We start from the raw sequence: 26,284 nt of genomic DNA on the forward strand, positions 1-26,284 counted from the left end.
CGTCGTCATTTCGTCTTCGCCCCTTTCTTCGAGTAATCCCGTTTACGTGGCGGGATTAACGAAACGTCGATCTCTTCAAACGAGATATCGACTTCCCCTTCGTTGTAACGTGCCATCGTCGTCTTCATGAACAACTCGTCATTCCGTTCCGGGAAGTCCGGTTTGTAATGAGCGCCACGGCTCTCGTCGCGTTTAAGGGCGCCGAGCGTGATGACGCGCGCGAGGTCGAGCATGTGGTCGAGTTGACGGATGAACGAGGCACCTTGGTTGCTCCAGCGCGCCGTATCGGTCGCTGAGATGTTGTTGAAGCGTTCACGTAGCTCGCGTAGCTTCAAGTCTGTCGCTTCGAGCTTATCGTTGTAACGAACGACCGTGACGTTGTCGGTCATGAGTTCGCCGAGTTCCCGGTGAATCTGGTAGGCGTTCTCCGTACCTTCCATCGCGAGAATGTCATTGAACCGCTCGATCTCTTCACGTTCGTTGAAGTTGAAGAGCGCTTCTGGCACGCTCTCGGTCGCTTGGTCGAGACCGCGCATATAGTTGACCGCCGCAGGACCGGCCTCCATCCCGCCGTAAACGGCAGACAAGAGTGAGTTCGCGCCGAGACGGTTCGCCCCGTGCATCGAATAGTCACACTCGCCGGCTGCGAACAGCCCTGGGATGTTCGTCATTTGATCGTAGTCGACCCATAGTCCGCCCATCGAGTAGTGAACGGCCGGGAAGATCTTCATCGGTACTTTACGCGGATCGTCGCCGACGAACTTCTCATAAATTTCAAGAATACCGCCGAGCTTGATGTCGAGTTCTTTCGAATCTTTATGCGACAAATCGAGATAGACCATGTTCTCGCCGTTGACGCCGAGCTTTTGGTTGACGCAGACTTCGAAAATCTCACGTGTCGCGATATCACGCGGTACGAGGTTTCCGTAGTCCGGATACTTCTCTTCAAGGAAGTACCAAGGTTTTCCGTCTTTGTATGTCCAAACACGTCCACCTTCTCCACGCGCCGACTCACTCATGAGCCGAAGCTTGTCGTCCCCTGGGATCGCCGTCGGGTGGATTTGGATGAACTCCCCGTTGGCGTAGACGGCACCTTGGCGGTAAACCGCACCGGCCGCTTGCCCTGTGTTGATGACCGAGTTCGTCGATTTGCCGAAGATGACACCTGGGCCGCCTGTCGCGAGGATGACCGCATCCGATGGAAACGCTTTAATTTCCATCGAGCGTAAATCCTGACAGACCGCACCGCGGCAGATACCCGTTTCGTCGACGATGGCACGGAGAAACTCCCAGCCCTCATACTTCTCGACAAGACCTTGCGCCTCGAAGCGACGGACTTGTTCGTCTAGCGCGTACAAGAGCTGTTGCCCTGTCGTCGCGCCGGCGTAAGCCGTCCGATGATAGAGCGTGCCGCCGAAGCGGCGGAAGTCGAGCAGACCTTCTGGCGTCCGGTTGAACATGACGCCCATCCGGTCGAACATGTGGATGATCTTCGGTGCCGCTTCTGCCATCTTTTGGACTGGCTGTTGGTTGGCAAGGAAGTCCCCGCCGTAAACCGTGTCATCGAAGTGTTGCCAAGTAGAATCCCCTTCCCCTTTCGTGTTGACGGCTCCGTTGATGCCGCCTTGAGCACAAACTGAATGTGAACGCTTGACCGGTACAAGCGAGAATAGTTTAACCGGAACACCCATCTCTGCCGACTTGATTGTCGCCATGAGTCCAGCTAGACCGCCACCGATGACGATCAAACTTTGATTTGCCATATACATTTCCCCCTATTACAAGATGCCCGCGAACGTCAAGATTGAACGGATGCCGACAAAAGATAGTGCCAAGAACACGGCTCCAGAGACGTAGCTCATGAAGTGTTGTGAACGCGGCGACTGTGTGATTCCCCACGTGATAGCAAACGACCAGAGACCGTTCGCGAAGTGGAACGTAGCCGAGAGGATCCCGACTATGTAGAAGATGAGCATGAGCGGATTGTCGACGATGTTTTGCATCATCTCCGCATTGACCTCGACGCCACGCAACTTCGCCAAGCGCGTTTCCCAAACGTGCCACGCGATGAAGATGACGAGGAATACGCCCGTGAAGCGTTGGATCATGTACATCCAGTTCCGCGCGTATGAGTATCGGTTCGTGTTGATCGAACCGAGGAAGGCGTAATACACGCCGTACACACCGTGGAAAATCATCGGCAAAGCGATGATTGTCACTTCAAGGAAGTACAAGTACGGTAAGCTCTCCATAAATTTTGCTGCCTTGTTGAACGATTCCACCCCATCGACGATATAGTAGTTGACCGACAAATGGACGATCAAAAACAGGCCGATAGGAATGACCCCAAGTAGCGAATGGACTTTACGACTGAAATAGTCACGACGCGCTGCCATTCTAGTTCCCCCTTTTCACGAGCCCTTGGCTCGTTTTGTAAATAAAAGCGTTTTCAAATGTAAATATAGCTTTCTGTCTCCTATTCTACTCTTGTGAAATTTGTATGACAAGATAACCTAGCCGATTTGTCCCACATTCTTTTAGAAAATACCCGGTGACCAAATCCAAATTTGTCGTTATAATAGTATAGAAAGATTGGAGTGATGGAATAAGATGGAAACGATGAGCCAACCCACTTTCGCGATCGAACTGCTTCGCGACTATGTGTTGACAGATTTGCTTGGGGACGATTACGCCCAAGTCATCTATTGGTCCGGAAAACGGGTCGCCCGCAAATTCCCGACGATGCCGAATGAAGAACTGACTGCGTTCTTTTCGGAAGCCGGTTGGGGAGAGTTGACGCTCGTGAAAGAAAAAGAGAGCAAGTTCGTGTTCGAACTCACTCCTCCGCCTGCGACCCAAGCGAAAGCGAACGGGTATTACCAGCTTGAGGCTGGATTTTTGGCCGAACAGATTGCCGGTCGTTTCCAATGCGTCGCCGAAGGCTATGCCGACCCGGGGCGTCAGGCCGTCCACATCACCGTCCAATTAGACCAAAAAGATACGTACGAATAAGAAGAGCCGATGCGGTCGCATCGGCTCTTTCTCATTCATCTGTCTCCTCATGGACGTATTGGATTACGGTCTCAGCCAACTTCTCCGGCAGGCCTGCTTCCTTCAACTGTTCGAGCGAGGCGAGACGGATCTGTTTCATCGACCCGAAATGACGGATCAGTTGCTGACGCCGCTTCGGTCCGACACCCGGGATATCGTCGAGCACCGACTGCGTCATCTTCTTCGTCCGCAAGCTGCGGTGGAACGTGATGGCGAAACGGTGAACCTCGTCTTGCATCCGTTGCAACAGATAGAACGCGCTTGACCGCGAGTTCAATTCGACGACACCGCCGCCTTCACCGAACAGAAGCTGGCTCGTCCGGTGGCGGTCATCCTTCTTCAGCGATCCGACCGGCAAATCGAGGCCGAACTCATTCTGCAACACGTCAAGGGCGGCGTTCAACTGGCCGAGTCCCCCATCGATCAATAGAAGATCCGGCAGACGTTTCTCCTCGGTCAACAATCGCCGGAAACGGCGACGGACGACTTCGCGCATCGTCTCGTAATCGTCTGGTCCTTGGACGGTCCGGATCTTGTACTTCCGATATTCTTTCTTGAGCGGCTTGCCGTCCTCGAAGACGACGAGCGCCGAGACGGCGTCAGCCCCTTGGATGTTGGCGTTATCGATGATGTCAACGCGCGACAAGTTCGGGATACCGATCGCCTCACCGAGCTCACGCATCGCGAGCAATGTCCGCTCTTCATCACGCGCGAGCAGTTCGAACTTCTCGTTCAAGGCGATGCCCGCGTTCTTCGTCGCGAGCTCGAGCAACTGTCGTTTCGCCCCGCGTTTCGGTTGCATCACTTTCGTCCCGAGCGCCTCGACTAACAAGTCGATCCGGACAAGCTCTGGGACGAGCACTTCTTTCGGCAACACGTTCTGCTCATAGAACTGGACGACGAAGCTCTCGAGTTCTTCTGACGGTTCCCCGTGGAGCGGGAACAACGAGACGTCGCGTTCGATCATCTTGCCGCCGCGCATATAGAACACTTGGACGCACATCCAGCCCCGGTCGAGCGTATAGCCGAAGACGTCGCGCGCCGTCGGGTCGGCCGTGATCATGTTCTGTTTGTTCATGATCGATTCGACGGCCCGGATTTGATCGCGGAGCTCGGCCGCCCGCTCGAACTGCATATCCTCGGCCGCCTGGTGCATATCGACTTGGAGCTTGGCGAGCGTCTCGCTCGTCTCCCCGTTCAAGAAACGGCGGATCTCTTGGACGATCGACTTCTGCTCGTCGGTGTCGACAGCGAGTTCACAAGGACCGAGACATTGGCCGATGTGGTAGTACAGACAGAGCTTCCGTGGCATCGGCTGACATTTCCGGAGCGGATACAGCTTGTCGAGCAACCGTTTCGTCTCGTTGGCGGCGTAGGCGTTCGGATATGGCCCGAAGTAATGGCCGCCGTCCCGTTTCAACTTACGTGTCGTGAGCAGCCGCGGGTACGGCTCGTTCGTGACTTTAATATACGGATACGATTTGTCGTCTTTCAACCGGATGTTGTATTTCGGGTCGTGTTTTTTAATGAGCGTCATCTCGAGCAAGAGTGCCTCGAGCTCGCTCGCCGTGACGATATATTCGAAGTCACGGATCTCGGCGACGAGACGCATCGTTTTAATATCGTGTGCCCCAGTAAAATAAGAGCGGACGCGATTCTTTAAGTTTTTCGCTTTCCCAACGTAGACGATCTCGCCATACTCGTTCTTATGCAAGTAACAGCCCGGTTCGTCCGGGAGCAGCGCCAATTTATGTTTAATGTGGTCAGTTTGACTCAAATTTTATCACCTCAGTTTAGCTTCCTCCAAGACGGGAAAAAATTGGTGTAGTCTCAGAGGGAGGGTTTTTGATGAAACGATATGACGTAATCATCATCGGCAGCGGTTCGGCAGCGAGTCAAGCCGCGAGCGTTTTACGCGACGCCGGTAAACGGATTGCCATCGTCGAGAATTGGACGTTCGGCGGGACGTGCCCGCAACGCGGGTGCGATCCGAAAAAGATGCTCGCGGAAGGGGCGGAACTCATCGCCAAAGTCGAACGCATGAAACCGCTCGGCGTGAAAGGAGACATCACGCTCGACTGGCACGCCTTCAAGCGACGTGTCGATGAATACCGCTTCGCCATCCCGACGACGAAGATGCACAAGTGGAAAGAAGATGACATCGACTTATACGAGGGCGAGCCCCACTTTATCGATGAGGACTCGATCGTCATCGAAGGCCATGAGATCTCGGCGCATCAGTTTTTGATCGCGACCGGCCAACTCCCGCGCCCGCTCGACATCCCAGGCGGTGAAGACGCCATCACGAGCGACGACGTGTTCGACCTCGAGGACGTGCCCGAGCGGATCACCATCGTCGGTGCCGGATACATCGCGTTCGAGTTCGCGCACATTCTCCGCCGGTTCGGCAGCGCTGTCACACTCCTCATCCGGTCGCGGGCGCTTAAACAGTTCGACCGAAAAATTGTGAAGCGGCTCATCGATGAGACGGTCCACATCGGCATCGACGTCCGGTTCGGGCTCGAGCCCGTCAAGCTCGACGGGAACATCTTGACATTATCAGATGACTCTACCCTAGAAGGGCTCGTCCTTAACGCCACGGGTCGTATCCCGAGCATCGAGCGGCTACGGTTGGATGCGGCTGGCATCGAGGCGGACAAGGACGGGATCACCGTCAATGACTATTTACAGACGACGAACGCGAACGTCTATGCGGCCGGCGACGTCGCCAAAAGTCCGAACCCGGCGCTCACTCCATTTGCCGGGCAAGAAGGACGGATCGCCGCCCTTAACCTGTTGCGGAACAACACACGTCCATTGCCGGAGCGTCCGGCCCCGACGGTCGTGTTCACGACGCCGCCAATCGCCAAAGTCGGTCTGACGGTCGACGAGGCGAAATCGCTCGGGATCGACTATGAATGCAGGGACAATGACATGTCCCACTTTCTTACGTATGAACGGGTCAATGACGCGACCGCCTTCTCGCGCGTCTTACTCAGCAAAGACGGCCGCGTCATCGGCGCTCACTTGATCGGGCAACACGCGCCCGAGCTCATCAACTTGTTCTCGTTTATTATACAAAACAATATCAGCCATCAACACGTTAAGCACTTAGAGTTCGCCTATCCGACGTCCGCCTCTGATTTGACACACTTGATGTAAAAAAAGGCTCTTCCATGTCGTATGGAAGAGCCTTTCGTCATTCGATCCCTTTTTCCTTATCTTCTTTGAGCGCGTCCTGTAACGACTTCTCCCAGAGCGGGACGCCTTTAGCGTGAGCCGCCCGAGCGAGCAAGTGTCCGCCGACCGGTGCGGTCAACAAGACGAAGAACAAGCCGAGCAAGAGACGTGCATCGAAGATACGTTGGTCGACCCAGACGTGGAGCACCGCCGCGAACAAGACGAACATGACGCCGAGCGTCGCCGACTTCGATGCCGCGTGCGTCCGCGAATAGACGTCTGGCAAACGGATGAGGCCGATCGCCGCAACGACCGTGAAGAACACCCCGATGATCGTGAAAACGCCAGTCAATATATCAAAGATCGTTGTCGCGGTCATGATGAATGATCTCCCCTCTCTCTAAGAATTTCGAGAACGCCACCGTACCGATGAAGGCGAGGATACTGAGCAAAAGGATGACCTCGAAGAACATCGTCGTATCGAGCAAAATCGACAATAGCGCGACGACCGAGATCAACGCGATCCCGATCGAGTCGAGCGCGATGACACGGTCAGCGGTCGTCGGCCCTTTGATGACCCGATACAGCATGCCGAGCATGGCAAACAAGAGAATGGCGAGCGCAATGTAAATTAAAATATCTAATATGCTCATTCCGTCGCCTCCTTAATGGTTGATTCAAAGTTATTGTAGATGTCGCGTTTGAGCGCCTCTTTATCCGGCATGTTGAGTGCGTGGATATAAAGTATTTTATTATCTTTCGAGACTTGGACGACGAGCGTCCCTGGTGTGAGCGAGATCAGCATCGACAACAGGCTGATTTTCCAACCCGTGCGCAGTGACGTTTCATATCGGAAGATACCAGGTTGAATCTTCAATTTCGGGCTCAAGACGAGACGTAACACCTCGAAGTTCGCCATGACGAGCTCACGTGCAAAAATCAAGAACAGCTTGAACAGCTTGATCACACGTGTGAAGTAAAAGCCCGTACCTTCAGATTTGAAGAACCGCCGCATCATGAAGATGACGAGCAGTCCGAGCAAGTAACCGATGAGAAACCCGCTCGTCGTGAACGTACCGGAGAAGAACATCCAGATGAACGCCAAGAAAAAGTTGATGAGTAGTTGGTAAGCCATGTCTAAATCACTCCTTAATCACGGCATCGATGTAGATTTCCGGGTCGACGAGCGGTTCGATTGCCTGGGTAATGAACGGATGCATCGCCTCGGCCCCGAATCCGTACGCGACGGCCACTGCGACGAGTAACAACGTCGGCACGATGAGTCGGTTCATATACGGGACGAGCGGACCGTCATAGACACGTCTCTCTTCTCCCCAGAACCCATAGAGGAAAATCTTAATAACCGAGAACAGAACGAACAAGCTCGACAGCAAGATGAGAAGCGGGCCGAACAAGTCGCCGTCGGCCACCCCGCCTTGAACGATCAACAATTTACCGAAGAAGCCACTGAGCGGCGGAATGCCGGCGAGTGACAACGCGGCGATGAAGAACGTCCATCCGAACAGCGGGAACCGGGTGATCAATCCACCCATGTCGCGAAGTTGACCGGAACCGGTGATCCCGATCATCATCCCGACGAGCATGAACAAGGCGGCCTTGATGAGCATGTCGTGCATCAAATAGTAGAGCGCCCCTTCGAGCGACGTCTGCGTATTGAGGGCGATCCCGTAAAGAATGACGCCGACCGCGATCATGATGTTGTAGATGATGATCAACTTCACATCGTTATAGGCGATCGCCCCGGTCATCCCGATGACGATCGTCAGCACGGCGAGCACGATCAAGAACGTCTGCATGAACGACCCTGTGTCGAACAAGAGCGTGTACGTCCGTAAGATCGAATAGACGCCGACTTTTGTGAGCAAGGCACCGAACATAGCGAGGATCGGCGTCGGGGCAACGACGTACGATCCAGGCAGCCAGTAGTGCAACGGGACGAGCGCCCCTTTCATACCGAAGACGATGACGAACAAGACACCGATGACGGTGATGACGTTTTGATTTTCGACGAGCGGGATCTTCTGTGCCAAGTCAGCGAGACTGAGCGTCCCGACGACGCCGTAAAGAAGTGCGACGGCCATGACGAACAGCGCCGACGCGATGACGTTCACGAGCAAGTATTTGATCGACTCGCGCAACTGGACACCTTTCCCACCGAGTACGATCAAGACGTACGAAGAGATGAGGAAGACTTCAAAGAAGACGAACAAGTTGAAAATATCGCCCGTCGTGAAGGCGCCGTTGACACCGACGAGTAAAAATAACATCGCGACGTACACGTAGTTCGATTCATAAGCGTCCGAGAAGTAATGCGTCGCAAACCAGACGATGAAGAACACGATCAACGTCGATGTTGTGACGAGAAGCGCCGACAACATATCCGAGACGAGCGTGATTCCGAACGGTGCGGGCCAATTCCCGAGGTTGACGGTCAAGATACCGTCTTGCGATACGGTGAAGACGAGCAACACCGATACCGCGAACGTGACAAGTAAAGCCCCGAGTGCCATCACACGTTGTAGGCGTACCTGTTTTGGTGCGAACATCAGGATGACGGCCGCAAGTGCAGGGATGACAATCGGAAAGATCGGTAAGTTAATCATTCGATTCCGTTCCTTTCATTTCCTCAATATTATCCGTGGTCAACTCCTGGTACGTCCGATAAGCGAGTACCAAGAAGAACGCCGTCACACCGAAGCTGATGACGATCGCCGTCAAGACGAGCGCTTGCGGTAGCGGGTCAGTATATTCCGTGACCCCGTCGACGAGGACAGGTGCCGCTCCCGTCTTGAGTCCACCCATCGTCAAGACGAGCAAGTGGGCTGCGTGACTGAGCAGGCCGGTACCGATGATGATGCGCAACAAACTCTTTGAGAGAATCATGTAGACCGCGCTCATCGTCAGTACCCCGATGATGATGCTAACGAAGATTTCCATTATTCACTCTCTCCAATCGTTTGAATGATCGTCATCGTCACACCGATGACCACAAGGTAGACGCCTAAGTCAAAGGCGATGGCCGTGTGAAGCGTCTGTTCACCAAGGAGCGGCAAATCGAACTTGTCATAAGCGTGTGTCAGGAACGGACGATTCCAAAAGATGCTGTGGAGCGATGTTAGCATCGCAATGACAAGACCGAGTGCCGTCATGATCCGATAGTCGAACGGTAAGACTTTCGCAAGCGTCTTCGAGTCGAACGCGAGCAGTAACAACACGAGAGCAGCAGCCGTCATCAATCCACCGACAAACCCGCCGCCTGGCGAATAGTGCCCGGCGAAGAATAGGTTGATTGAAAACATGATGATGATGAAGAAGATGATCACCGCGGCCGTCTGTAAGATGACGTCATTCACTTGATCATTTTTCCGATTCATGTTCATCTGCTCCTTTCGTGCGTTCTGTCGTTCTAAATTTGATCATCGTATAGATCCCAATTGCCGCAACGGCGAGGACGACGATCTCGAACAGCGTATCAAAGCCCCGGAAGTCGACAAGGACGACGTTGACCATGTTCTTTCCGGCTGCTAAGTCGTAGACGTTCTCTTTATAATACTCAGAGATCGAAGACAACGATCGGTTCGACAGTGCCATGAAGCTGAGCAACATGACCGTCACCCCAACGATGACCGACACGATCGCGTTCTCCACTTTAAATTTGATACGAACTTCTTTGCGGCTGATCTCCGGCATGTGATAGAACACGAGCAAGAACAAGGCGACCGATACCGTCTCGATGACGAGCTGCGTCAAGGCAAGGTCCGGCGCACCGAAGAACACGAAGAACAAGGCGACCGAATAGCCGATGACCCCGAGCAAGATAATCGATGGCAGGCGTGAGCCCATGAACAGAATCGCGAGCGCCGCCAAAATGATGACCGCCCCGAGCACATATTCATACGGCGCGACAGCCTCCATCTCGCCGAACGAGAAGTTGAACAAGTCGAACCAGTACATCGAGAACAACAGCATCCCTGATAAGAACAGGAAGATGTAGATCAAGTAGGACCGGATGAAGCCGGTCATGTAGTTGTCTTTAAAGCGATAAGCCGCTTTGTTCGACCAGACGAGCGACCCGTCGTACATGCCGTTCAGCGTCAGCCGGTTCGGGATATGGTTGTAGATCCCCATCCACTTGTTGATCATGAAGAACATGAGCGTCCCGAGGGCGATGATCCCGAGCGTCATGAATAGCTCTGGAGTCGGTCCGTGCCAGAAGTAGATGTCGACTTTGACCTCTTGCCCGCTCGCGACGAGCGTCGGATAGATCGACTCGACGGCAGGCTTGATGAGCGAGTTCGACAATACGTTCGGAACGAAGCCGAGGACGACGACGAGGATGGCTAAAATGGCCGGCGGGATGAGCATCCCGATTGGTGCCTCGTGCGGCTGTTTCGGCAATTCGTCGAACTTGGCTTTCCCCATGAACGTCCGTGTAAAGATGATCAAGCTATAGATGAACGTGAACACGCTCGCGATGAACGCGACGACAGGGATCAAGATCCCGATCGTGTCGAGCGCGAAGAAGTCCATCGAGAACACTTTCGTCGTCGCCTTCAAGAACATCTCTTTACTGAGGAAGCCGTTGAATGGCGGTAACCCTGCCATCGACAACGAGCCGATGACGGCGATCGTGAACGTGATCGGCATGACGGTCATGAGACCGCCGAGCTTACGGATGTCACGTGTTCCCGTCTCGTGGTCGACGATCCCGACCATCATGAACAACGACCCTTTGAACGTGGCGTGGTTGATCAAGTGGAAGATGGCCGCGATCGTCGCGACCATGAAGATGTTGTCGTCGATCCCGTCATAGTGAAGCGCCGCGGCGCCAAGGCCGAGCAGCGACATGATGAGACCGAGCTGACTGACCGTCGAGAACGCGAGTATCCCTTTCAAGTCCGTCTGTTTGACGGCGTTGAAGGCTCCCCAGAACAACGTGAACGTCCCGACCGAGGCGATGATCCATAGCCAGAGCGATGATTCTTGGAACACCGGACTCATCCGGGCGACCAAGTAGAGCCCGGCCTTGACCATCGTCGCCGAGTGCAAGTACGCACTGACCGGGGTCGGTGCTTCCATCGCGTCCGGCAACCAGATGTGGAACGGGAATTGCGCTGACTTCGTGAACGCCCCAAGCAAAATCAAAATCATGGCGGCGACGAAGAACGGACTTTCGGCGATAAGCGCCTGATTCGCGACCATGTCGCGGATGCTGAACGATCCGACGATCGACTCCAAGATGACGATCCCGCCGAGCATCGACAGACCACCGAACACGGTGATCAGCATCGACTTGCGTGCCCCGTAGCGAGAGCGTTCTTTCTCATACCAATACCCGATCAACAGGAACGACGAAATCGATGTGAGTTCCCAGAACATGTACATGACGACCATGTTATCCGAGAGGACGACACCGAGCATCGCACCCATGAAGAGAAGCAAGTACACATAAAAGTGACCGAGCGACTCTTTATCTTTGTTCAAGTAGTAAATCGAATACAGGACGACGAGCGCCCCAATCCCTGTAATGAGGAGGGCAAACAGTAGTCCAAGCCCGTCCACGTAAGCGGTAAAGTTGATCCCGAGCGACGGCATCCACTCGACCGTTTCGCTCACGACGTCTCCCGCACTCGTGATTCCGATGAAGCGGAAGAAGTAGACGAACAGGAGTACCGGGACGACTAGTACGAACCAGCCCGTATGGATCCGTTTCAACGCCCGAAACAAAAACGGGATGAACGGTGCCGCGAGGAGCGGCAATAAGATAGCGAAATGTAACACCGACAAGAAAATTCCTCCTTCGAACAGAGTCTTACAACGATGACATCAAATATTAAGTTCATTTGACGCCATCACGTCTTCCTCATGAGTATAGCGTAAATTTTCAGGCTGTTTCCATGATAAAAGCTTCTCACTTTTCTAGCCATGGTTAAAAAAACCTGAACTGTTAAATATGAAGGGAGTCGACAAAAAACGACTAAAAAAAATTGGATGCGGACAGCATATGTAAGCTCTCTCAAACGTGTTGCCGCTCCCGAATCGATGGTAAACCTTAACCTATCTTATTCTTTGCTCGCTCACTAAACTCCTTGTTCCCTAACGAAGCCAACAAAAAACAGCCGATCGGTCTCCCGATCGGCTGTACGTTTATTATTTTGCTGACGCGATAAACTCTTTAAGCGCTTCTTTTGGTTGGAAGCCCATTGTTTTCGAGACAGGTTGTCCGTCTTTGAACATCATGAGTGTCGGGATGCTTTGGATTTGGAAAGCGCCCGCTACTTCTGGGTTCTCGTCAACGTCGAGTTTAACGATTTGGACTTGGTCGCCCATCTCTTGATCGAGTTCTTCAAGAACCGGTGCGATCATGCGGCACGGTCCACACCATGCTGCCCAAAAATCGACGAGGACGACGCCCTCTTTCACTTCTTGTTCGAACGTTTGAGTCGTTGCGTGTTTAATAGCCATTTGGTAAATACCTCCCCAGTAAGATGAGACAGTTCAATTAAGAACTCTCTTGCATTTCATGTTCAGAGTATACCACGGAGGGTAACTTTCCCCAAACGTTATGCCCATCAGCTATTGACGAGGTGTTTTCGGAACTCTTCAGTCAAGAGCGGCACGACGTCGAACAAGTCGCCGACGATGCCGTAGTCGGCTACGCTGAAAATGCTCGCTTCCGGGTCCTTGTTGATGGCGACGATGACTTTGGCGTTGCTCATCCCGGCCAAGTGTTGGATTGCCCCGGAGATCCCGCAGGCGATATAAAGGTCCGGCGTGACGACTTTACCCGTCTGACCGATTTGGAGTGCGTAGTCGCAGTAGTCCGCGTCACACGCTCCACGTGAAGCACCGACCGCGCCGCCGAGCAGTTCAGCGAGCTCTTCGAGCGGTTTAAAACCGTCCTCGCTCTTGACGCCGCGTCCTCCGGCGACGATGACTTTCGCTTCCGCGAGATCGACTTTTCCGGTCGCTTTACGGACGACTTCTTTGACGATCATGGCGAGATCTTTCAATTCGACGGCCGGCGTCTCGACCGACACGCTCGCCCCCGCTTGACGCGGAAGTGCGTCGATGTTGTTCGGACGGATCGTGAAGAACATGACCGAATCTTTGAATTTCACTTTCTCGAACGCTTTACCCGAGTAGATCGGACGGACGAATTCGGCGTCTCGTCCCGAGCCTTCGATCGAGACGACGTCACTGATGAGGCCGGCGTCAAGACGGGCCGCGAGTTTCGGTGCGATATCTTTTCCGAGTGCGGTGTGACCGAGGACGATCATGTCCGGTCCTTCTTGGTCGATGATTTGGCGGAGTACTTGGCCGTAACCGTCCGGCGTGTAATGTTTGAGTCGCTCGTCTTCGATGACGAGGACGCGCGCTGCGCCGTGCTCCCCGAGTTCAGTCGCGAGTGCTTTGACGTTATCCCCAATGACGACCGCCGTCACGTCGTCCGTCAGTTGCTTCGCCGCGGCGATCGCTTCAAATGATACGTTCCGTAACGCGCCTTCGCGCGCTTCTGCGAGTACTAAAGCTTTCATATGTGATGTCCCCCTTAAATGACTTTGGCTTCCGTGCGAAGTAATTGAACGAGCTCGCTCACTTGTGTCGACGTGTCCCCTTCAAGAATACGTCCCGCTTTCTTCTCTTCCGGCAAGAACCGTTTGATCGTCTCGATCTTCGCTCCGATCTCGTCTTCGTCGAGGTCGATGTCTGAGAGATCGAGTTCTTCGAGCGGCTTCTTCTTCGCTTTCATGATACCTGGAAGGCTCGGATAGCGCGGTTCGTTCAAGCCTTGTTGCGCCGTCACGAGGAGCGGCAGGTTGACTTCGATCACTTCCGTGTCCCCCTCGACGTCACGCGTGACCGTCGCCGTCGTGCCGTTGATGTCGAGCTTCGTGATCGTCGTCACGTAGTTCATGTCGAGCAGCTCGGCGACGCGCGGCGCCACTTGTCCGCTACCACCGTCGATGGCGACGTTACCGGCGAAGATGAGGTCTGGTGCTTGGTCTTTCAAATATGCGGCGAGCACTTTCGAAATCGTCACGTGATCCGCGTCCTCGACGTCATCCTCGATCGAGATGCGGACCGCTCTGTCCACACCCATCGCGAGCGCTGTCCGTAGTTCTTTGTCCGCGTCGTCCGGTCCGACCGTCACGACCGTGACTTCTCCCCCGAGATCGTCACGCTTGCGGATCGCTTCCTCGACCGCATACTCGTCATATGGGTTGATGATGAATTCGGCACCGTCTTCTTGAATCTCCCCGTTCTCAAGTTGGATCGCTTCTTCTGTATCGAACGTACGTTTTAGCAACACAAAAATATTCATCGTAGTTCCCCCTTTAAGTTGTTCGCACCATCATTCATGAATCTCCATTCATTTTTTGAGCTAGCGAGAGGGCTTACGGTTAAGCAAGCCCTTTTTTCAACATATGGTGTACTTTCGGTAACGTCGACATCAAGTCGTACTTGAAGCCGCTCGCCATCCAACTCGTGACCACTTCATCGATCGTGCCGAAAATCATTTGTCGCGCCAGCCGGTAGTCGAGGTCCTGGTCAAACTCCCCGGTCTCGATGCCGTGCTTGACGACCGCATCGATCAAGTTCAAATACGGCTTCAACACTTCACTGATCTTTTGGCGGAGCGCCAAGTTCGACTGTCTGAGCTCGATTTGCGTCACGACGGCGAGGTCGTAGTCGACCGACAGCTGCTTGAGATGCGACTCAATCAACTGGTACAGCTTGTCGCCTGCCGTCGTCTCCTGCTCGATCTGTTGCTTCGAGTAGTCGATGAACAGGCCCATCTTCGTCTGGAACAGTTCGATCAACAGATGCTCCTTATTTTTGAAGTACAAATAAATCGTTCCGTCCGCGACACCAGCTTCTTTGGCGATGGCTGTCACCTTTGCACCGTGATAACCATGGTCCGCGATCACTTTCACTGCCGCATCGATAATGCGGTCACTTTTTGATACATTCTTTTTCATAGACACCCATGCTCCTTATTGCTGCAGAAAAATGAATGATGGTTCATTCATTTATTATTCTATCATGTCAAAGAGAGGTGTCAACTGCTTTGTTTCACTTGTTTCGCCTTCTCTTCGTCGACGAGGACGCGGCGCAGGATCTTACCAACGAACGTCTTCGGCAACTCGTCACGGAATTCATACAGCTTTGGTACTTTATACGCCGCGAGCTTCTCACGGCAATGCTTGTCGAGCTCGTCTTCGGTCACATTCACCCCGTCCCGCGTGACGATGAACGCTTTGACCGTCTCACCGCGGTAAGGGTCCGGGACACCGATACAGACCGCTTCCTTGACGGCCGGATGTTCGTACAGCACTTCTTCGATCTCACGCGGGTAGACGTTGAAGCCGCCGGCGATGATCATGTCTTTCTTCCGGTCAACGATATAGAAGAACCCGTCCTCGCCCATATAGCCGAGGTCACCGGTCGCGAGCCATCCATCTTTCAAGACGGCCGCCGTCTCTTCTGGTTTTTGCCAGTAGCCTTTCATGACTTGCGGTCCATTCAGGAACACTTCGCCGATCTCACCGACTTCGGCCAATGTCTCGCCGTCTGCCTTTACAATTTTAGCAGAAGTATCGGATAACGGCACCCCAATCGAGCCGACGATGCGTTTATCCCACAAGAAGTTGGCATGCGTCACCGGTGACGTCTCGGACAACCCGTATCCTTCGACGATGCGCCCGCCCGTCACGTCTTCGAACTGTTCTTGCACTTCGACCGGTAGTGGTGCCGATCCTGAGATACATGCCTCGATCGACGACAAGTCATACTTTTTCAGTTTCGGGTCGTTCAAGATGCCGACATACATCGTCGGGGCTCCTGGGAAGAAGTGTGGTTTCTTCTTGTTGATCGTCTTCAAGACGTCGGTGACGTCAAAGCGTGGCACGAGAATGAGTTCATACCCGTTCGCCACCCCGAAGTTGAGGCAGCATGTCATGCCGTAGACGTGGAAGAACGGGACGACGCTCAAGACGCGCTTCTCATCACCGCGGTTATATTTATAGAAGAAGTTCGAAATTTGGTCGACGTTCGCCGTCAAGTTGAAATGTGTCAGCATGACCCCTTTCGGCAGCCCGGTCGTCCCGCCCGTGTATTGGAGCACGGCGACGTCTTGTTTCGGGTCGATCTCGATCGGCTTGACCGGTCCAAAGTTTTTGAAGTCCTTGAACGCGACCGAACCTGTCGTATCGATGACGATATTGTTCTCGCGTTTCACTTTGATCGGGTACAGCTTGTTTTTCGGGAATGGCAGGTAGTCGGCGATACTCGTCGTGATGATCGTTTGAATGTCCGTCTTTTCTTTCACCCGGAGCGACTTCGGATAGAGGAGGTCGAGCGTGATGACGATCTTCGCGCCGGAATCGGTGATCAAGTTTTCAAGCTCGTGCTCGGTGTAGAGCGGGTTCGTCTGGACGACGGTCCCACCGGCATACAGGACGGCGTAGAACGAGATGACGTACTGTGGACAGTTCGGGAGCATCAGGCTGACCCGGTCCCCTTTTTGCAACCCTCTCGACTGCAACATCGTCGCCAAACGGTGGGCCGCATCATCGATTTGGGCAAACGTCAAATCCTTGCCGATGAACGAGACGGCGGTCCGGTCCGGGAAATCTTTAGCGGCGCGGCTGAGTGCCTCATAGAGTGGTTTCACCTCGTAGTCGATCGTTTCAGGCATGTCAGCTGGATAATCTTGTAACCACGGTTTTTCCATTGATTCTCCTCCTTAGAATGAATAGTCATTCAGTTAATTCCATTATAATGCTAAGAAAACGCTTTCATCTACCCTTTACCCGATAATTTTCAGAAAATATCGAAAAAAAGTGCATGGATTCAAAAATCCATACACTTTAGACGCGTCTGAAGTACGCTTCAGTTTGCTCTTCATTCCCAATTTTTTCATCCAAGCGGGCAATCAACTCTTCTTCTTTCTCGATCGTCGAGAAGTCGATCCCGAGCCACGCCTCCATCTCGGGGCGAGAGAACGCGTACGTTCGGTTCGGGAACGCGAAACGGACGATCTCCGTATTTTGTACGAGCGTGAAATACGTCGCCGCGTTACGGATGGCAAGCCGCTCCTGCTCGATGCGCTCAATCTCCGGATCATGATAACGGACGGTCAGCCCATAGGGACGTTTTTTCGTCTGCAGCTCGATCGACTTATAACAGTCGTGCATCGGCAACGTCTTGGCGATCCCGACGACGGCGTTGATATCGCCGACGTATGTGCCCTCGTATTGAAAGGCACTCGGGGGCCGCTTCGAGGGATCACTACACCCAGAAAGTACAAACAGTAATACGACGAGCACCAGACCGAACCGTTTCATGATACGTCCTCCTTAAGATTTGAGTTGCAGGTTGAAGCGGTAGAGCAGGCGTTTGGCGAGCAAGTGGGCGAGGAAGCCGCCGATCAAGAAGCCGATGACGTAAAGGATGCTGTTCGTCGAATACGCGATATTCGCTAAGATAATCCCACCAAGCATGGCGAAACAAAGCACCATCATCAGGTGAACGAACCAGAGCCAGTTCGAGAACATGAAGAAGCGGCCGTTGTTCTCTTGCGGGGCCCGGTTGAATGTAAGGAGTCCGAGTCCAAACGATAGGACAATAAAAGCAAGTACGCTTAATGGAGCAACGGCTAGGAACTCTTGCCACACGCTGTTGTCTGTATATAAGTTATACGTGTCGACGTTAATTACATTCGCAAGCGGTGAAATCACGCGCAAGAACACACTTTCAATCGCACGTTCGAATACACTATATACGCGCTCTGTATTTTGAGTGAACGATATGACCGATCCTTGAATCAGCAATAAGATGCCGACAGGGAACAATAGTGCGACGACCGACCAGAGCACTTGCGAGATTGCCTCCCCGCCAAACGAACCCATCCATAACGCCAACGAGAAAACAGCAATTCCGGTCAATAGCATAAAACCAACGAGCGCTGCGACTTTCAACGTATGTCCTTCAATTAAGAACGAATAGCGTGACGCATGGATCATCCAAAGCATGAGCGGTCCACCAAGGAGTGTCGAGACGACGATGCCGCTCGTCCCAATCAACCATTTCGATATGTACAACTGGTTCCGGTTGAACGGGAGGGACATCGCAAAGTCAGACATTTGGCTGTTGCGTTCACTGCCAATCAAGACAGACGCCATCAAGAAGCCGAAGATGATATAGAGAAAGATGACTCCAACATACGGGATGAGTGTCTGTAAATCGCCAATCCAGTAACTATATTGCGGGTTGAACAACTCTTCAACTGATGCGTTCGACGCATCACCATTAAACCACTCGGCATACTTGTCCGGATTCATTTGAATGTCCTGAACTTGTTCATCGAACGACTGCATTTGTGTCCACACCGGGAGCGTGTACGCGACAATCCCAAGGAAGACGAGCAAAATCCATAACAACGACACTTGTTTCCAATCTTTTTTCAACAACACGTTAAATGACACTTGCCTCACCTCCTAATTGGACCCGGAAAATGTCTTCGAGCGACATCGGGATCTCTTCGACGAGCATCGGGTCGTGGGCGTCGACGAACGTGTCGAGCTCTTGCGTCCGTTCTTTCGCCATGAACAAGACGACGCGTCCCGTCACGTTGATGATTTCGATATCTTTTCGTTCGAGCAGTTCGACCGGTACTTGGTCGTTGAAGACGACTTGCAGCTTGACGCTCGACTCACGAGCCTCTTCGAGCGACATGATTGCTTTGACCCGTCCCTTCTCGATCATGATGATGCGGTCGGCGATCCGCTCGAGCTCGTGCAGCTGGTGGCTCGAGACGATGATTGAGCAGTTGCGTGCCTCGACTTGGGCGATCATTAGTTTCAAGACGTCGGCCTTGGCGACGACATCGAGTCCATCGGTCGGCTCATCGAGCAGGTAATAGCTCGCTTTGACGGCGAAGGCGAGCGACAGCGTCACCATCGCTTTCTGCCCTTTGGACAACTGACGGATCTTTTTATTACCGATGTTGTAGCGCGTGAGCGTCTCGGTGAACGCCGCCCGGTCGAACGACGGATAGATCGAGGCGTATAAATCCATCGCCTCGTTGACGGTGTAATGTTTGAGCGCGTCGGCTGAATCCGGAACGAAGATGACGTCCCGCTTCAATTCAGCTTTCTCAAAAATGCTCGATGGCCCGTAGCGGACGTCCCCGGTGTCCGGTCGGATGATGCCGACCATCGTCCGGAGGAGTGTCGTCTTGCCGGCCCCGTTACGACCGACGAGGGCGATGATCTCTCCTGGTCTGACCGAGAAGTCGATTGCATCGAGCACGGTTTGGCGGTCGATTCTCTTACTCAGTTGCTGTACTGTCAGCATGGTTCTCCCCTACTTTCTTATACTCTGTCTCAAATAGCGTCATCGCTTCTTTAAGCGACACGTTTGCGTAATGGCAATCGATAGCGAGCTTTTGGATGGCTGCGACGACCGGCGCGCGTGACGCGTCTTGGTCAACCCAGTCCATCGAGACGAACGTCCCGCGCCCGCGATGCATCTCGAGCAAACCGAGCCGCTCGAGCTCTTGATACGCCTTGCTGACGGTGTTCGGATTGATGACGAGGTCCGTCGCGAGCTCACGGACCGACATGACTTTGTCGCCCGGTCGTAAGATGCCGCGGATGACGAGCGCTTTCGTCTGATTGACGATTTGTTCATATAAAGGTTCCGCACTTTTCATATCGATCTTATATAACATGGGTCACACCCTCTCTTGTAAACGTGGTATAAGTGTATTATATGTATTAGTACACGTAATAGCAATAGTTCTTAGAGGGCATTTTCAGTTTACAGGGAATTGGGAATAAATAGAATACGACTTTGGACCGAGACGGGATTCGGTCTTTTCGGGTACATTGTAGTAGAGGTGAACAGAAAATGAAGAAAAGGTTGTTAATTGGCGCAGTCGGCTTGCTCGTCGCCGGATCGATGTACGGGAGAAGCGAAGCGACGGAGCGCTATACAGACTACATCTATGACACGTACGGGGAGCGTGTCGATGTCGACGTATCACAGGACTGGAAACTGACTGGATACAAGGCGACGTTCAAACTGGAGACGACACCGCTTCGCGGGACGTATTCCGCACGGACGTATGGGGACGGCTCGATCCATGACGATGTGATGCCCGCCTACTGGGTGAAAGAAGCCGAGACGACGCTACACGACCGACTCGTCACCGCGAACGTCTTGTCACGTGAAGAGACGGTCCGGGCGAACGTACCGGAAGACGCGGTGCGAATGCGCGACGTGACGACAAAGCCTGAACCGACGTCCATCTTCGAACTGAATCCAGAGACGTTTTTAGGCGCCTCCGTCATGCTGCACGAAGCATGGAACGACACCGCTGAACAGAAACAGCGCGTGCTCGACGTCATCCGTCTGCTCGAGGACGATGTGAAGTCGATCCATTTCTCGTTCGACGGGACACCGAACGAGGATGACGACTTCACCGAGCGTTATTTGAACGTGTCACGCACACCCCAATCTGGCGACCCGTCGTTCAATTCACTCCAAACAATTGACGACTTGAACCGCCACGACCGCCTGTATGGGTTTGACAAGACGACGTTCATCAGCGAATACCGATTTGATGGGACAAAAATCGAATAAAGTTATTATTCCATCAAGTTTTATTGTATTTTAGGAATATATGACATTTTATTAAGGGAGTTTTACTAATGATAAATTTGAACCCTGCTAATATTCCGCCATCAAGAACTTGGGAAACTAAGGTTTCCGCTATACCTAATATTCCAAGAGGCGAAAAAGGTTATCCTAATACTTTATTAACTATTCTTAATCACTTTCAAGAGAATACGCCTACAAACTATTTAGTTAATATTGAAGGAAGTAGCAGACAGGACACGTTAGAGAATCTGTATATTAAATTACGACCCGCTGGATTTTTAAAAAAGACAGTTAACGGTTGGTCTCTTACAAGCGACAGTGAAAAATGGCTAAGTTCACCTAATAATTTTTATTTAGCCGCAATACTCTCAGCAAATATTAAGTTTTTTTCAGAAATCGTTGGCATGCTATATCAAAATGGACCTTTGACTTCTACACAGCTTCAAGAAATAGCTAGTAATGAATATAAGCTAAGCTGGAAAACAAAATCAGAGCTTCAATCAAGACTGGCATGGTTGCGAGATTTTGATTTAATTACTTTTGAAGATTTTTCATTAAAGTACTCAGTGACAGAAGAAGGAATTAAGTTTATTAACGTTATACCTTATGTTAAACCGGAGGAAATCATCATTTACTCCGACCAAACCATTGACGAAACTGAAGTTCCAGCTTCAGATTGGGCTCTTGACTTTTTAAACAATGAAAGTACTGATTTATCTGAAAGAAAAAATGGATTTGGGTATTGTCCCGGCAGTGTACATGACATGCATAACACAATTTTAGATTACCTTTTAATGATGAATACACCTACTGATTTTGCGACAATATCGGAGTATTCTTCAGTCACTTTCGGTATTTCAGAATCTTCTACCAGAGCGTTTATTTCAACACTTATCAATTTTAATTTTATTGAAAGACAAACTAAAACCTTGTTTACTACTACAAACTTAGGCAAACAATTTCCTTCGCAAAATTTCGAGTTAGATTTCTCATTCTGCGTCAACGATAAGGTGACTTTTGTTTTTGAGATATTACTGGAGTTAGAAAAGAAAGATTTAAGTGTTAAAGATTTAACCATTATTTCAAAAGTTTCTTTCAATTTCCCTAGTGAGAATTCAACCGAAATCAATAAACGATTACATATTTTAAAGAATGCACAATTGATTCAAGAAACAGGATACAATCATTACGGTTTAACACACCGCGGCGAACTTCTATGTAAGCAGTTAAAAGCGTTTAGTAAAAATAAAGCTGTGCACCCTCAATCAACTGACTCTATTAGTAAGAACAACTCAGAAGTTGATGACCTTTTGAATGAACTACGAATATCTTCAAAAGACTCAGTAAATCCAAGTAGATTCGAAAAAGCTTTAAATTCAGCTTTCCAAGTACTAGGATTTAAATCTGAATGGCTTGGAGGTTCTGGAAAAACCGATGTTCTTGTCCAAGCTCCGACTTCTCCAAAGTTTTCCTATAAAGTCGCTGTCGATGCTAAATCTAATTACAGCGGTGGGGTCACTGAAGGACAAATTAATTTCGATACCATTTTAGATCACAAAAAGAAGCATAAAGCTGATTTCTCACTTATCATCGGACATAAATTTCAAGGGGATCGTTTAGTTGAAAGAGCAACAAAACATCAAGTTGCATTATTAGATATTGAAACTTTAGAAACATTGATAAAAATGCATGTCGAAGTTCCTTTAAGATCCGATTCATATAAAAAAATATTTTCACAAAATGGTGAGGTGACTGCTGATTTAATTCTTCCTGATCGAGAAAAAATTATTAGAGACGGAAAATTATTGCGGATTTTAATGGAGTGTCTATTTGAAGAAAGCAATGATTCCCTTACAGAAGGAATAATGCAACCTCGAGAAATTTATTTACTTTTAAAAAGAGATACGAGTTTTAATCCCATCCCTAACGTAACTGAAATAGAACAAATGTTAAATTTTTTGTCGTCTCCTCTCATCGGATGCGTTGAAAAAACTAAAGAAGGATACTACGCTTTAGCCTCTTTATCCGATGCTGCTCAAAAATTTGATTTTTACTTCAAGGCTTGTACAAAATTTTAGAGTCTTGAATGGAAAGTGCTCAATAATATATGAATTTTCTAAACACTATTTTATATTATTGAGCATTCTCCTTTACAGACAGCGGTCGACTTGCTAACATTTGACTTGTCAATGATTGACGAGTCAAATATGAAAGGTGGGACGCAATGGAGCTACGAGAGATGAGCCGGTTGCTATACCAAATCAAACTCGCCGACCAGCGCGTCGCGACATCGTTCGAGCGTGAGACAGGTTTCAGCCTGACCCGCTACGAGATGCTCATGATCGTCAACGACAAAGGCGTCTGCTCGCAAAGCGAGATCCAACAAGAGATGAAGATCGACAATGCGGCGATCACCCGTCACTTGAAGATTCTCGAGGAGAAAGGCCACGTCAGGCGGGAGCGGAACGTCGCAAACAATCGCGAAGTGTTCGTCCGCTTGACGGAGACGGCGGCACGCGAGTTGCAGCACTGTGAACAAAACCATGATCAGACGAACCATTTGATCGCCAAAGTATTATCGGAGTCGGAGATGCAACAGCTATCCGCCCTATTACAAAAGCTAAATACTATTTGAACAGAGAAAGAGGAGATTACCCATGGCAACTACATTTGAAAACAACACATTAACAGACGTAATGCTCGACAGAAAGTCGATTCGCGTCTATGACGAAACGGTCAAAATTCCACAACTCGAAATGCTCGAAATGATTCAAGAAGCGACGACGGCACCGTCGTCAGTCAACATGCAACCATGGCGCTTCGTCGTCGTCGAGAGCCCGGAAGCAAAAGAGACGCTCAAACCGCTCATCCGCTTCAACGTTCGCCAAAACGATACATCGGCCGCGATGCTTCTCATCTTCGGTGACATGGAATGCTACGAGCTCGGCGAAACAATCTACGATCAAGCCGTCGCTGAAGGCAAGATGCCACAAGAAGTACGCGACCAACAACTCGACGCTATCATTCCTTACTACAAAAACTTGTCGAAACAAGAGATGAACGACATCGTCAAAATCGACTCAAGTCTCGCTGCGATGCAGTTCATGCTCGTCGCCCGTGCCCACGGTTACGACACGAACCCGATTGGTGGGTTTGAGAAAGACCAGCTCGCAGAAGCATTCGGTTTAGACAAAGACCGTTACGTGCCGGTCATGATTCTCTCGGTCGGTAAAGCGGCAGAAGCAGGCTACCAATCGGTCCGTCTCGACGCAGAAACGATCACAAACTTTAAATAATCGGAGGAATTCAACATGATCTTAGTCAACGCCATCTTTGATGTGAAAGAAACAGAATTTGACAACTTCTTAGCCGATATCAACAAGCTCATCGACTCGTCGAAACAAGAAGACGGTTGCTTGAGCTATGAGCTCTATCAGTCGACGACGTCAGAGAACCGGTTCGTCATGATCGAGAACTGGGCCGACCAAGCGGCAATCGAAAAACACAACCAAAACCCGGACTTGATCGCCTTCGCCCAAAACGTAGCCAACTACGTGACGGCGAAACCGGTGCTCCATGTGACGGAAGTCAACTAATCAGCAGACGGTCGACCTCGTGTCGGCCGTTTTTCTGTACGCTCTTTAGCATGATCCCTACCATTGGCAACCGTTATCCGACTAGCAGTCATACAAAAACCGCTTCTACGTGTGTAGAAGCGGCTGTTTATTATATACCGAGAATGGCGAACGATACGCCGACGACACCGATGAGCGCCATCGCGTAAACTGGTACGCGCGGCATCTCGCCGTTGTTGTCGAGTGCTTTCCCGAACATGAAGAACACGATCGGATGCACGAGGAATGGCATCGAGAAGATGAGCGGGATGAGAAGCGATGCTTCCGTCCCGAACATGCCACCTTGGACCGCTGCGAAGAGGCCAAAGTGTGAGATGGCTGACGATTGCGCCATCGTCGTGTAGTCGAATGCGATCGTGCTGAAGCTGAGGATGACGAGACCGCCGAAGACGGCCATCATCTGCCAACCGAACGAGAACTGCATGAGCGCCTTCACTTCTTTGAAGTCCTCACCGTTCGCACCGCGCAAGTTTTTAAGCGCGAGTGCCGTCAAGACGAGACCGACCAAGACGATGATCGCCGTCGGCCAGATCCAAAGCGCCCCGTTGTCGGCACTGACTGCCAAGATCGAGAACACGAAGATGTGACCGAAGAACGGGATGTTGATCATGATCGGCGCACGTTTTGCCGCCACTTGACCGAAGTCACCGGCCGTACATGCACCTGTGAGACCACTGTGCGACAGCGAACCGGCCATACCTGGTGCGAGGTTACGGATGTGCCCCGTGCGGGCGAACCACATGAGGAGCGCGATCCCACCGAACATCCAGAACAACTGACCGAAGAAACCGTAGACGAGAATCGAGTTCATGCCTTCGATAGCGAAGGCGTCACCGATCCGCGAACCACCGACCATGAAGTTGGCCGCCAACACGACCGGGATACCGGCGAACAAGAGCGCGCGGACGGTCGGTCCGTACGTCCAGTTTTGGAAGATGGCACCGAGTGCTGATGACAAAAGCATCGCAAAGAAGATTTGCGGCAAGGCGATGACGGGTTGAACGGCCATGGCGATTGCGTACGAGATGAACAAGATGACGAGCAGTAACGCCGTCTCGATCAAGCCCTTCTTCATATAAACGTGCTTGTCGTCGATCTGTGCCTTATGGTCGATCAAGAGGAACGATGCCGCGAGACCGATTAACGCGAGGATCGGATAGTAGAGCGTGATGCCCTCTGCCGCTCCCGGTTGGATCATCATGCGGAAGAACCCTTCAAGTCCGACGAGCAAGAAGAACGAACGAACGATGAAGATGAACTGCGTCCGTCCTGTTCCGAGGAACATCTCTTCTTTAGATGGGACGACGATGTCTTTCATCTCGAGCTCTTGCTTGCTTAAGATCTTACGAAGCTCTTGCCCACCGACGAAGAACGATACGACGAGCGCGATGATCGTCGTCCGCGACAGGAAGTCGACGAGCGGGAACTCAGGAAGACCCGGAGTCGCGATGCCCATCTCGACCATAGCGAAGCCGAGACCGAGGCCAAAGATGACGATGACGAGGATTGGTGAGAACCGTGAACCGGCCACGACCATCCGTGATAAAATGACCATCGGGATGATGAAGGCCACAAGTAACCAGAATTGGTTGAGTAATTGCATTTGCGATAATTGCTGAACGATTTCCATGAAGTAACCCCTTATACATTTTTTTCACACTGTTTCGAAGTTTACAGGATTGAACATTCTGTGACAAGGGGGTGTGACGTATTGTAAACTTTGAAAG

At 51.5% G+C, this 26,284-nt stretch carries 27 protein-coding genes; 7 read left to right on the top strand and 20 right to left on the bottom strand.

Going from position 1 to position 26,284, the window contains the following annotated elements:
• Nucleotides 1–5: 5 nt before the first annotated feature.
• Nucleotides 6–1,763 carry a succinate dehydrogenase flavoprotein subunit gene (gene sdhA, locus EVJ29_RS06175; protein ID WP_070327732.1) on the bottom strand — a complete coding sequence of 586 codons (1,758 nt, stop codon included), beginning with the start codon at nt 1,761–1,763 and terminating at the stop codon, nt 6–8.
• A gap of 15 nt (nt 1,764–1,778) precedes the next feature.
• Nucleotides 1,779–2,396 (bottom strand): succinate dehydrogenase cytochrome b558 subunit, encoded by a 618-nt coding sequence (locus EVJ29_RS06180; protein ID WP_071399350.1) that lies wholly within the window; start codon nt 2,394–2,396, stop codon nt 1,779–1,781.
• A gap of 223 nt (nt 2,397–2,619) precedes the next feature.
• On the opposite strand from EVJ29_RS06180, the gene EVJ29_RS06185 reads away from it, so the two are divergent.
• Nucleotides 2,620–3,012, top strand: coding sequence for a YslB family protein (locus EVJ29_RS06185; protein WP_236633419.1), 393 nt, complete (start codon nt 2,620–2,622; stop codon nt 3,010–3,012).
• 31 nt (nt 3,013–3,043) lie between these two features.
• On the opposite strand, the gene uvrC is transcribed toward EVJ29_RS06185, so the two are convergent.
• A complete protein-coding gene (uvrC, locus tag EVJ29_RS06190) occupies nt 3,044–4,828 on the bottom strand; it encodes an excinuclease ABC subunit UvrC (RefSeq protein WP_131504811.1) in 1,785 nt (594 codons plus the stop codon).
• A gap of 71 nt (nt 4,829–4,899) precedes the next feature.
• Between uvrC and EVJ29_RS06195 the strand changes: the two genes are divergently transcribed.
• Nucleotides 4,900–6,213: a dihydrolipoyl dehydrogenase family protein gene (locus EVJ29_RS06195; RefSeq protein WP_131489909.1), complete on the top strand. Its 1,314-nt coding sequence runs from the start codon at nt 4,900–4,902 to the stop codon at nt 6,211–6,213.
• Nucleotides 6,214–6,250: 37 nt separating this feature from the next.
• On the opposite strand, the gene mnhG is transcribed toward EVJ29_RS06195, so the two are convergent.
• From mnhG to EVJ29_RS06275, 16 genes are all read right to left on the bottom strand, one after another.
• Entirely contained in the window at nt 6,251–6,610 is a 360-nt protein-coding gene (mnhG, locus tag EVJ29_RS06200; protein ID WP_016510023.1) for a monovalent cation/H(+) antiporter subunit G, read from the bottom strand.
• Nucleotides 6,588–6,884 (bottom strand): Na(+)/H(+) antiporter subunit F1, encoded by a 297-nt coding sequence (locus EVJ29_RS06205; protein WP_201738989.1) that lies wholly within the window; start codon nt 6,882–6,884, stop codon nt 6,588–6,590. Before EVJ29_RS06205 ends, mnhG begins: the two co-directional genes overlap by 23 nt.
• Nucleotides 6,881–7,366: a Na+/H+ antiporter subunit E gene (locus EVJ29_RS06210; RefSeq protein WP_131465514.1), complete on the bottom strand. Its 486-nt coding sequence runs from the start codon at nt 7,364–7,366 to the stop codon at nt 6,881–6,883. The genes EVJ29_RS06205 and EVJ29_RS06210 overlap by 4 nt, the downstream gene beginning before the upstream one ends.
• 7 nt (nt 7,367–7,373) lie before the next feature.
• The gene (locus tag EVJ29_RS06215; RefSeq protein ID WP_131465515.1) at nt 7,374–8,855 is read right to left on the bottom strand and encodes a Na+/H+ antiporter subunit D; all 1,482 of its coding nucleotides are present in this window, start codon (nt 8,853–8,855) and stop codon (nt 7,374–7,376) included.
• Nucleotides 8,848–9,189, bottom strand: a complete 342-nt coding sequence (locus tag EVJ29_RS06220; RefSeq protein ID WP_071399343.1) for a Na(+)/H(+) antiporter subunit C — start codon at nt 9,187–9,189, stop codon at nt 8,848–8,850. Before EVJ29_RS06220 ends, EVJ29_RS06215 begins: the two co-directional genes overlap by 8 nt.
• Complete coding sequence (locus EVJ29_RS06225) at nt 9,189–9,626, bottom strand: Na(+)/H(+) antiporter subunit B (RefSeq protein WP_131489910.1); 438 nt, start codon at nt 9,624–9,626, stop codon at nt 9,189–9,191. The genes EVJ29_RS06220 and EVJ29_RS06225 overlap by 1 nt, the downstream gene beginning before the upstream one ends.
• Nucleotides 9,610–12,039 (bottom strand): Na+/H+ antiporter subunit A, encoded by a 2,430-nt coding sequence (locus tag EVJ29_RS06230; protein WP_131465516.1) that lies wholly within the window; start codon nt 12,037–12,039, stop codon nt 9,610–9,612. Before EVJ29_RS06230 ends, EVJ29_RS06225 begins: the two co-directional genes overlap by 17 nt.
• A gap of 363 nt (nt 12,040–12,402) precedes the next feature.
• Nucleotides 12,403–12,717 (bottom strand): thioredoxin, encoded by a 315-nt coding sequence (gene trxA / locus EVJ29_RS06235; protein ID WP_070327741.1) that lies wholly within the window; start codon nt 12,715–12,717, stop codon nt 12,403–12,405.
• Between the two features lie 107 nt (nt 12,718–12,824).
• Nucleotides 12,825–13,790 carry an electron transfer flavoprotein subunit alpha/FixB family protein gene (locus EVJ29_RS06240; protein WP_131457438.1) on the bottom strand — a complete coding sequence of 322 codons (966 nt, stop codon included), beginning with the start codon at nt 13,788–13,790 and terminating at the stop codon, nt 12,825–12,827.
• A gap of 14 nt (nt 13,791–13,804) precedes the next feature.
• Nucleotides 13,805–14,578: an electron transfer flavoprotein subunit beta/FixA family protein gene (locus EVJ29_RS06245; protein WP_070327743.1), complete on the bottom strand. Its 774-nt coding sequence runs from the start codon at nt 14,576–14,578 to the stop codon at nt 13,805–13,807.
• 79 nt (nt 14,579–14,657) lie between these two features.
• Entirely contained in the window at nt 14,658–15,236 is a 579-nt protein-coding gene (locus EVJ29_RS06250) for a TetR/AcrR family transcriptional regulator (RefSeq protein ID WP_070327744.1), read from the bottom strand.
• 80 nt (nt 15,237–15,316) lie between these two features.
• Nucleotides 15,317–16,990, bottom strand: coding sequence for an AMP-binding protein (locus tag EVJ29_RS06255; RefSeq protein ID WP_070327745.1), 1,674 nt, complete (start codon nt 16,988–16,990; stop codon nt 15,317–15,319).
• Nucleotides 16,991–17,126: 136 nt separating this feature from the next.
• Entirely contained in the window at nt 17,127–17,603 is a 477-nt protein-coding gene (locus EVJ29_RS06260; protein WP_070327746.1) for a DUF4825 domain-containing protein, read from the bottom strand.
• Between the two features lie 12 nt (nt 17,604–17,615).
• Nucleotides 17,616–18,743, bottom strand: a complete 1,128-nt coding sequence (locus tag EVJ29_RS06265) for an ABC transporter permease subunit (protein ID WP_131489913.1) — start codon at nt 18,741–18,743, stop codon at nt 17,616–17,618.
• On the bottom strand, nt 18,733–19,614 hold the full coding sequence (locus EVJ29_RS06270) for an ABC transporter ATP-binding protein (RefSeq protein ID WP_070327748.1): 882 nt from the start codon (nt 19,612–19,614) through the stop codon (nt 18,733–18,735). Before EVJ29_RS06270 ends, EVJ29_RS06265 begins: the two co-directional genes overlap by 11 nt.
• Nucleotides 19,589–19,990, bottom strand: a complete 402-nt coding sequence (locus EVJ29_RS06275) for a GntR family transcriptional regulator (RefSeq protein WP_016510027.1) — start codon at nt 19,988–19,990, stop codon at nt 19,589–19,591. Before EVJ29_RS06275 ends, EVJ29_RS06270 begins: the two co-directional genes overlap by 26 nt.
• Nucleotides 19,991–20,169: 179 nt before the next feature.
• On the opposite strand from EVJ29_RS06275, the gene EVJ29_RS06280 reads away from it, so the two are divergent.
• From EVJ29_RS06280 to EVJ29_RS06300, 5 genes are all read left to right on the top strand, one after another.
• Complete coding sequence (locus EVJ29_RS06280; RefSeq protein WP_131504812.1) at nt 20,170–20,904, top strand: hypothetical protein; 735 nt, start codon at nt 20,170–20,172, stop codon at nt 20,902–20,904.
• A gap of 68 nt (nt 20,905–20,972) precedes the next feature.
• Nucleotides 20,973–23,000 (top strand): hypothetical protein, encoded by a 2,028-nt coding sequence (locus EVJ29_RS06285; RefSeq protein ID WP_131504813.1) that lies wholly within the window; start codon nt 20,973–20,975, stop codon nt 22,998–23,000.
• A 146-nt stretch (nt 23,001–23,146) separates the two neighbouring features.
• Nucleotides 23,147–23,557, top strand: a complete 411-nt coding sequence (locus EVJ29_RS06290; protein WP_131465523.1) for a MarR family winged helix-turn-helix transcriptional regulator — start codon at nt 23,147–23,149, stop codon at nt 23,555–23,557.
• A 22-nt stretch (nt 23,558–23,579) separates the two neighbouring features.
• Nucleotides 23,580–24,218, top strand: a complete 639-nt coding sequence (locus tag EVJ29_RS06295; RefSeq protein WP_071399331.1) for a nitroreductase family protein — start codon at nt 23,580–23,582, stop codon at nt 24,216–24,218.
• Between the two features lie 15 nt (nt 24,219–24,233).
• Nucleotides 24,234–24,518, top strand: coding sequence for a putative quinol monooxygenase (locus tag EVJ29_RS06300; RefSeq protein WP_131504814.1), 285 nt, complete (start codon nt 24,234–24,236; stop codon nt 24,516–24,518).
• A gap of 130 nt (nt 24,519–24,648) precedes the next feature.
• Here EVJ29_RS06300 and EVJ29_RS06305 read toward each other — a convergent pair whose 3' ends face one another.
• Nucleotides 24,649–26,187: a hypothetical protein gene (locus EVJ29_RS06305; protein ID WP_131489916.1), complete on the bottom strand. Its 1,539-nt coding sequence runs from the start codon at nt 26,185–26,187 to the stop codon at nt 24,649–24,651.
• Nucleotides 26,188–26,284 lie beyond the last annotated feature (97 nt).

The sequence above is a fragment of the Exiguobacterium sp. SH4S7 genome (genome assembly GCF_004336795.1).
Taxonomy (GTDB): domain Bacteria; phylum Bacillota; class Bacilli; order Exiguobacteriales; family Exiguobacteriaceae; genus Exiguobacterium; species Exiguobacterium aurantiacum_A.

Coding starts and splice junctions, on each gene's coding strand:
- sdhA (WP_070327732.1), bottom strand. CDS start 1,763: ATGGCAAATCAAAGTTTGATCGTCATCGGTGGCGGTCTAGCTGGACTC.
- EVJ29_RS06180 (WP_071399350.1), bottom strand. CDS start 2,396: ATGGCAGCGCGTCGTGACTATTTCAGTCGTAAAGTCCATTCGCTACTT.
- EVJ29_RS06185 (WP_236633419.1), top strand. CDS start 2,620: ATGAGCCAACCCACTTTCGCGATCGAACTGCTTCGCGACTATGTGTTG.
- EVJ29_RS06195 (WP_131489909.1), top strand. CDS start 4,900: ATGAAACGATATGACGTAATCATCATCGGCAGCGGTTCGGCAGCGAGT.
- mnhG (WP_016510023.1), bottom strand. CDS start 6,610: ATGACCGCGACAACGATCTTTGATATATTGACTGGCGTTTTCACGATC.
- EVJ29_RS06205 (WP_201738989.1), bottom strand. CDS start 6,884: ATGAGCATATTAGATATTTTAATTTACATTGCGCTCGCCATTCTCTTG.
- EVJ29_RS06210 (WP_131465514.1), bottom strand. CDS start 7,366: ATGGCTTACCAACTACTCATCAACTTTTTCTTGGCGTTCATCTGGATG.
- EVJ29_RS06215 (WP_131465515.1), bottom strand. CDS start 8,855: ATGATTAACTTACCGATCTTTCCGATTGTCATCCCTGCACTTGCGGCC.
- EVJ29_RS06220 (WP_071399343.1), bottom strand. CDS start 9,189: ATGGAAATCTTCGTTAGCATCATCATCGGGGTACTGACGATGAGCGCG.
- EVJ29_RS06225 (WP_131489910.1), bottom strand. CDS start 9,626: ATGAATCGGAAAAATGATCAAGTGAATGACGTCATCTTACAGACGGCC.
- trxA (WP_070327741.1), bottom strand. CDS start 12,717: ATGGCTATTAAACACGCAACGACTCAAACGTTCGAACAAGAAGTGAAA.
- EVJ29_RS06240 (WP_131457438.1), bottom strand. CDS start 13,790: ATGAAAGCTTTAGTACTCGCAGAAGCGCGCGAAGGCGCGTTACGGAAC.
- EVJ29_RS06245 (WP_070327743.1), bottom strand. CDS start 14,578: ATGAATATTTTTGTGTTGCTAAAACGTACGTTCGATACAGAAGAAGCG.
- EVJ29_RS06250 (WP_070327744.1), bottom strand. CDS start 15,236: ATGAAAAAGAATGTATCAAAAAGTGACCGCATTATCGATGCGGCAGTG.
- EVJ29_RS06255 (WP_070327745.1), bottom strand. CDS start 16,990: ATGGAAAAACCGTGGTTACAAGATTATCCAGCTGACATGCCTGAAACG.
- EVJ29_RS06260 (WP_070327746.1), bottom strand. CDS start 17,603: ATGAAACGGTTCGGTCTGGTGCTCGTCGTATTACTGTTTGTACTTTCT.
- EVJ29_RS06270 (WP_070327748.1), bottom strand. CDS start 19,614: ATGCTGACAGTACAGCAACTGAGTAAGAGAATCGACCGCCAAACCGTG.
- EVJ29_RS06275 (WP_016510027.1), bottom strand. CDS start 19,990: ATGTTATATAAGATCGATATGAAAAGTGCGGAACCTTTATATGAACAA.
- EVJ29_RS06280 (WP_131504812.1), top strand. CDS start 20,170: ATGAAGAAAAGGTTGTTAATTGGCGCAGTCGGCTTGCTCGTCGCCGGA.
- EVJ29_RS06285 (WP_131504813.1), top strand. CDS start 20,973: ATGATAAATTTGAACCCTGCTAATATTCCGCCATCAAGAACTTGGGAA.
- EVJ29_RS06290 (WP_131465523.1), top strand. CDS start 23,147: ATGGAGCTACGAGAGATGAGCCGGTTGCTATACCAAATCAAACTCGCC.
- EVJ29_RS06295 (WP_071399331.1), top strand. CDS start 23,580: ATGGCAACTACATTTGAAAACAACACATTAACAGACGTAATGCTCGAC.
- EVJ29_RS06300 (WP_131504814.1), top strand. CDS start 24,234: ATGATCTTAGTCAACGCCATCTTTGATGTGAAAGAAACAGAATTTGAC.
- EVJ29_RS06305 (WP_131489916.1), bottom strand. CDS start 26,187: ATGGAAATCGTTCAGCAATTATCGCAAATGCAATTACTCAACCAATTC.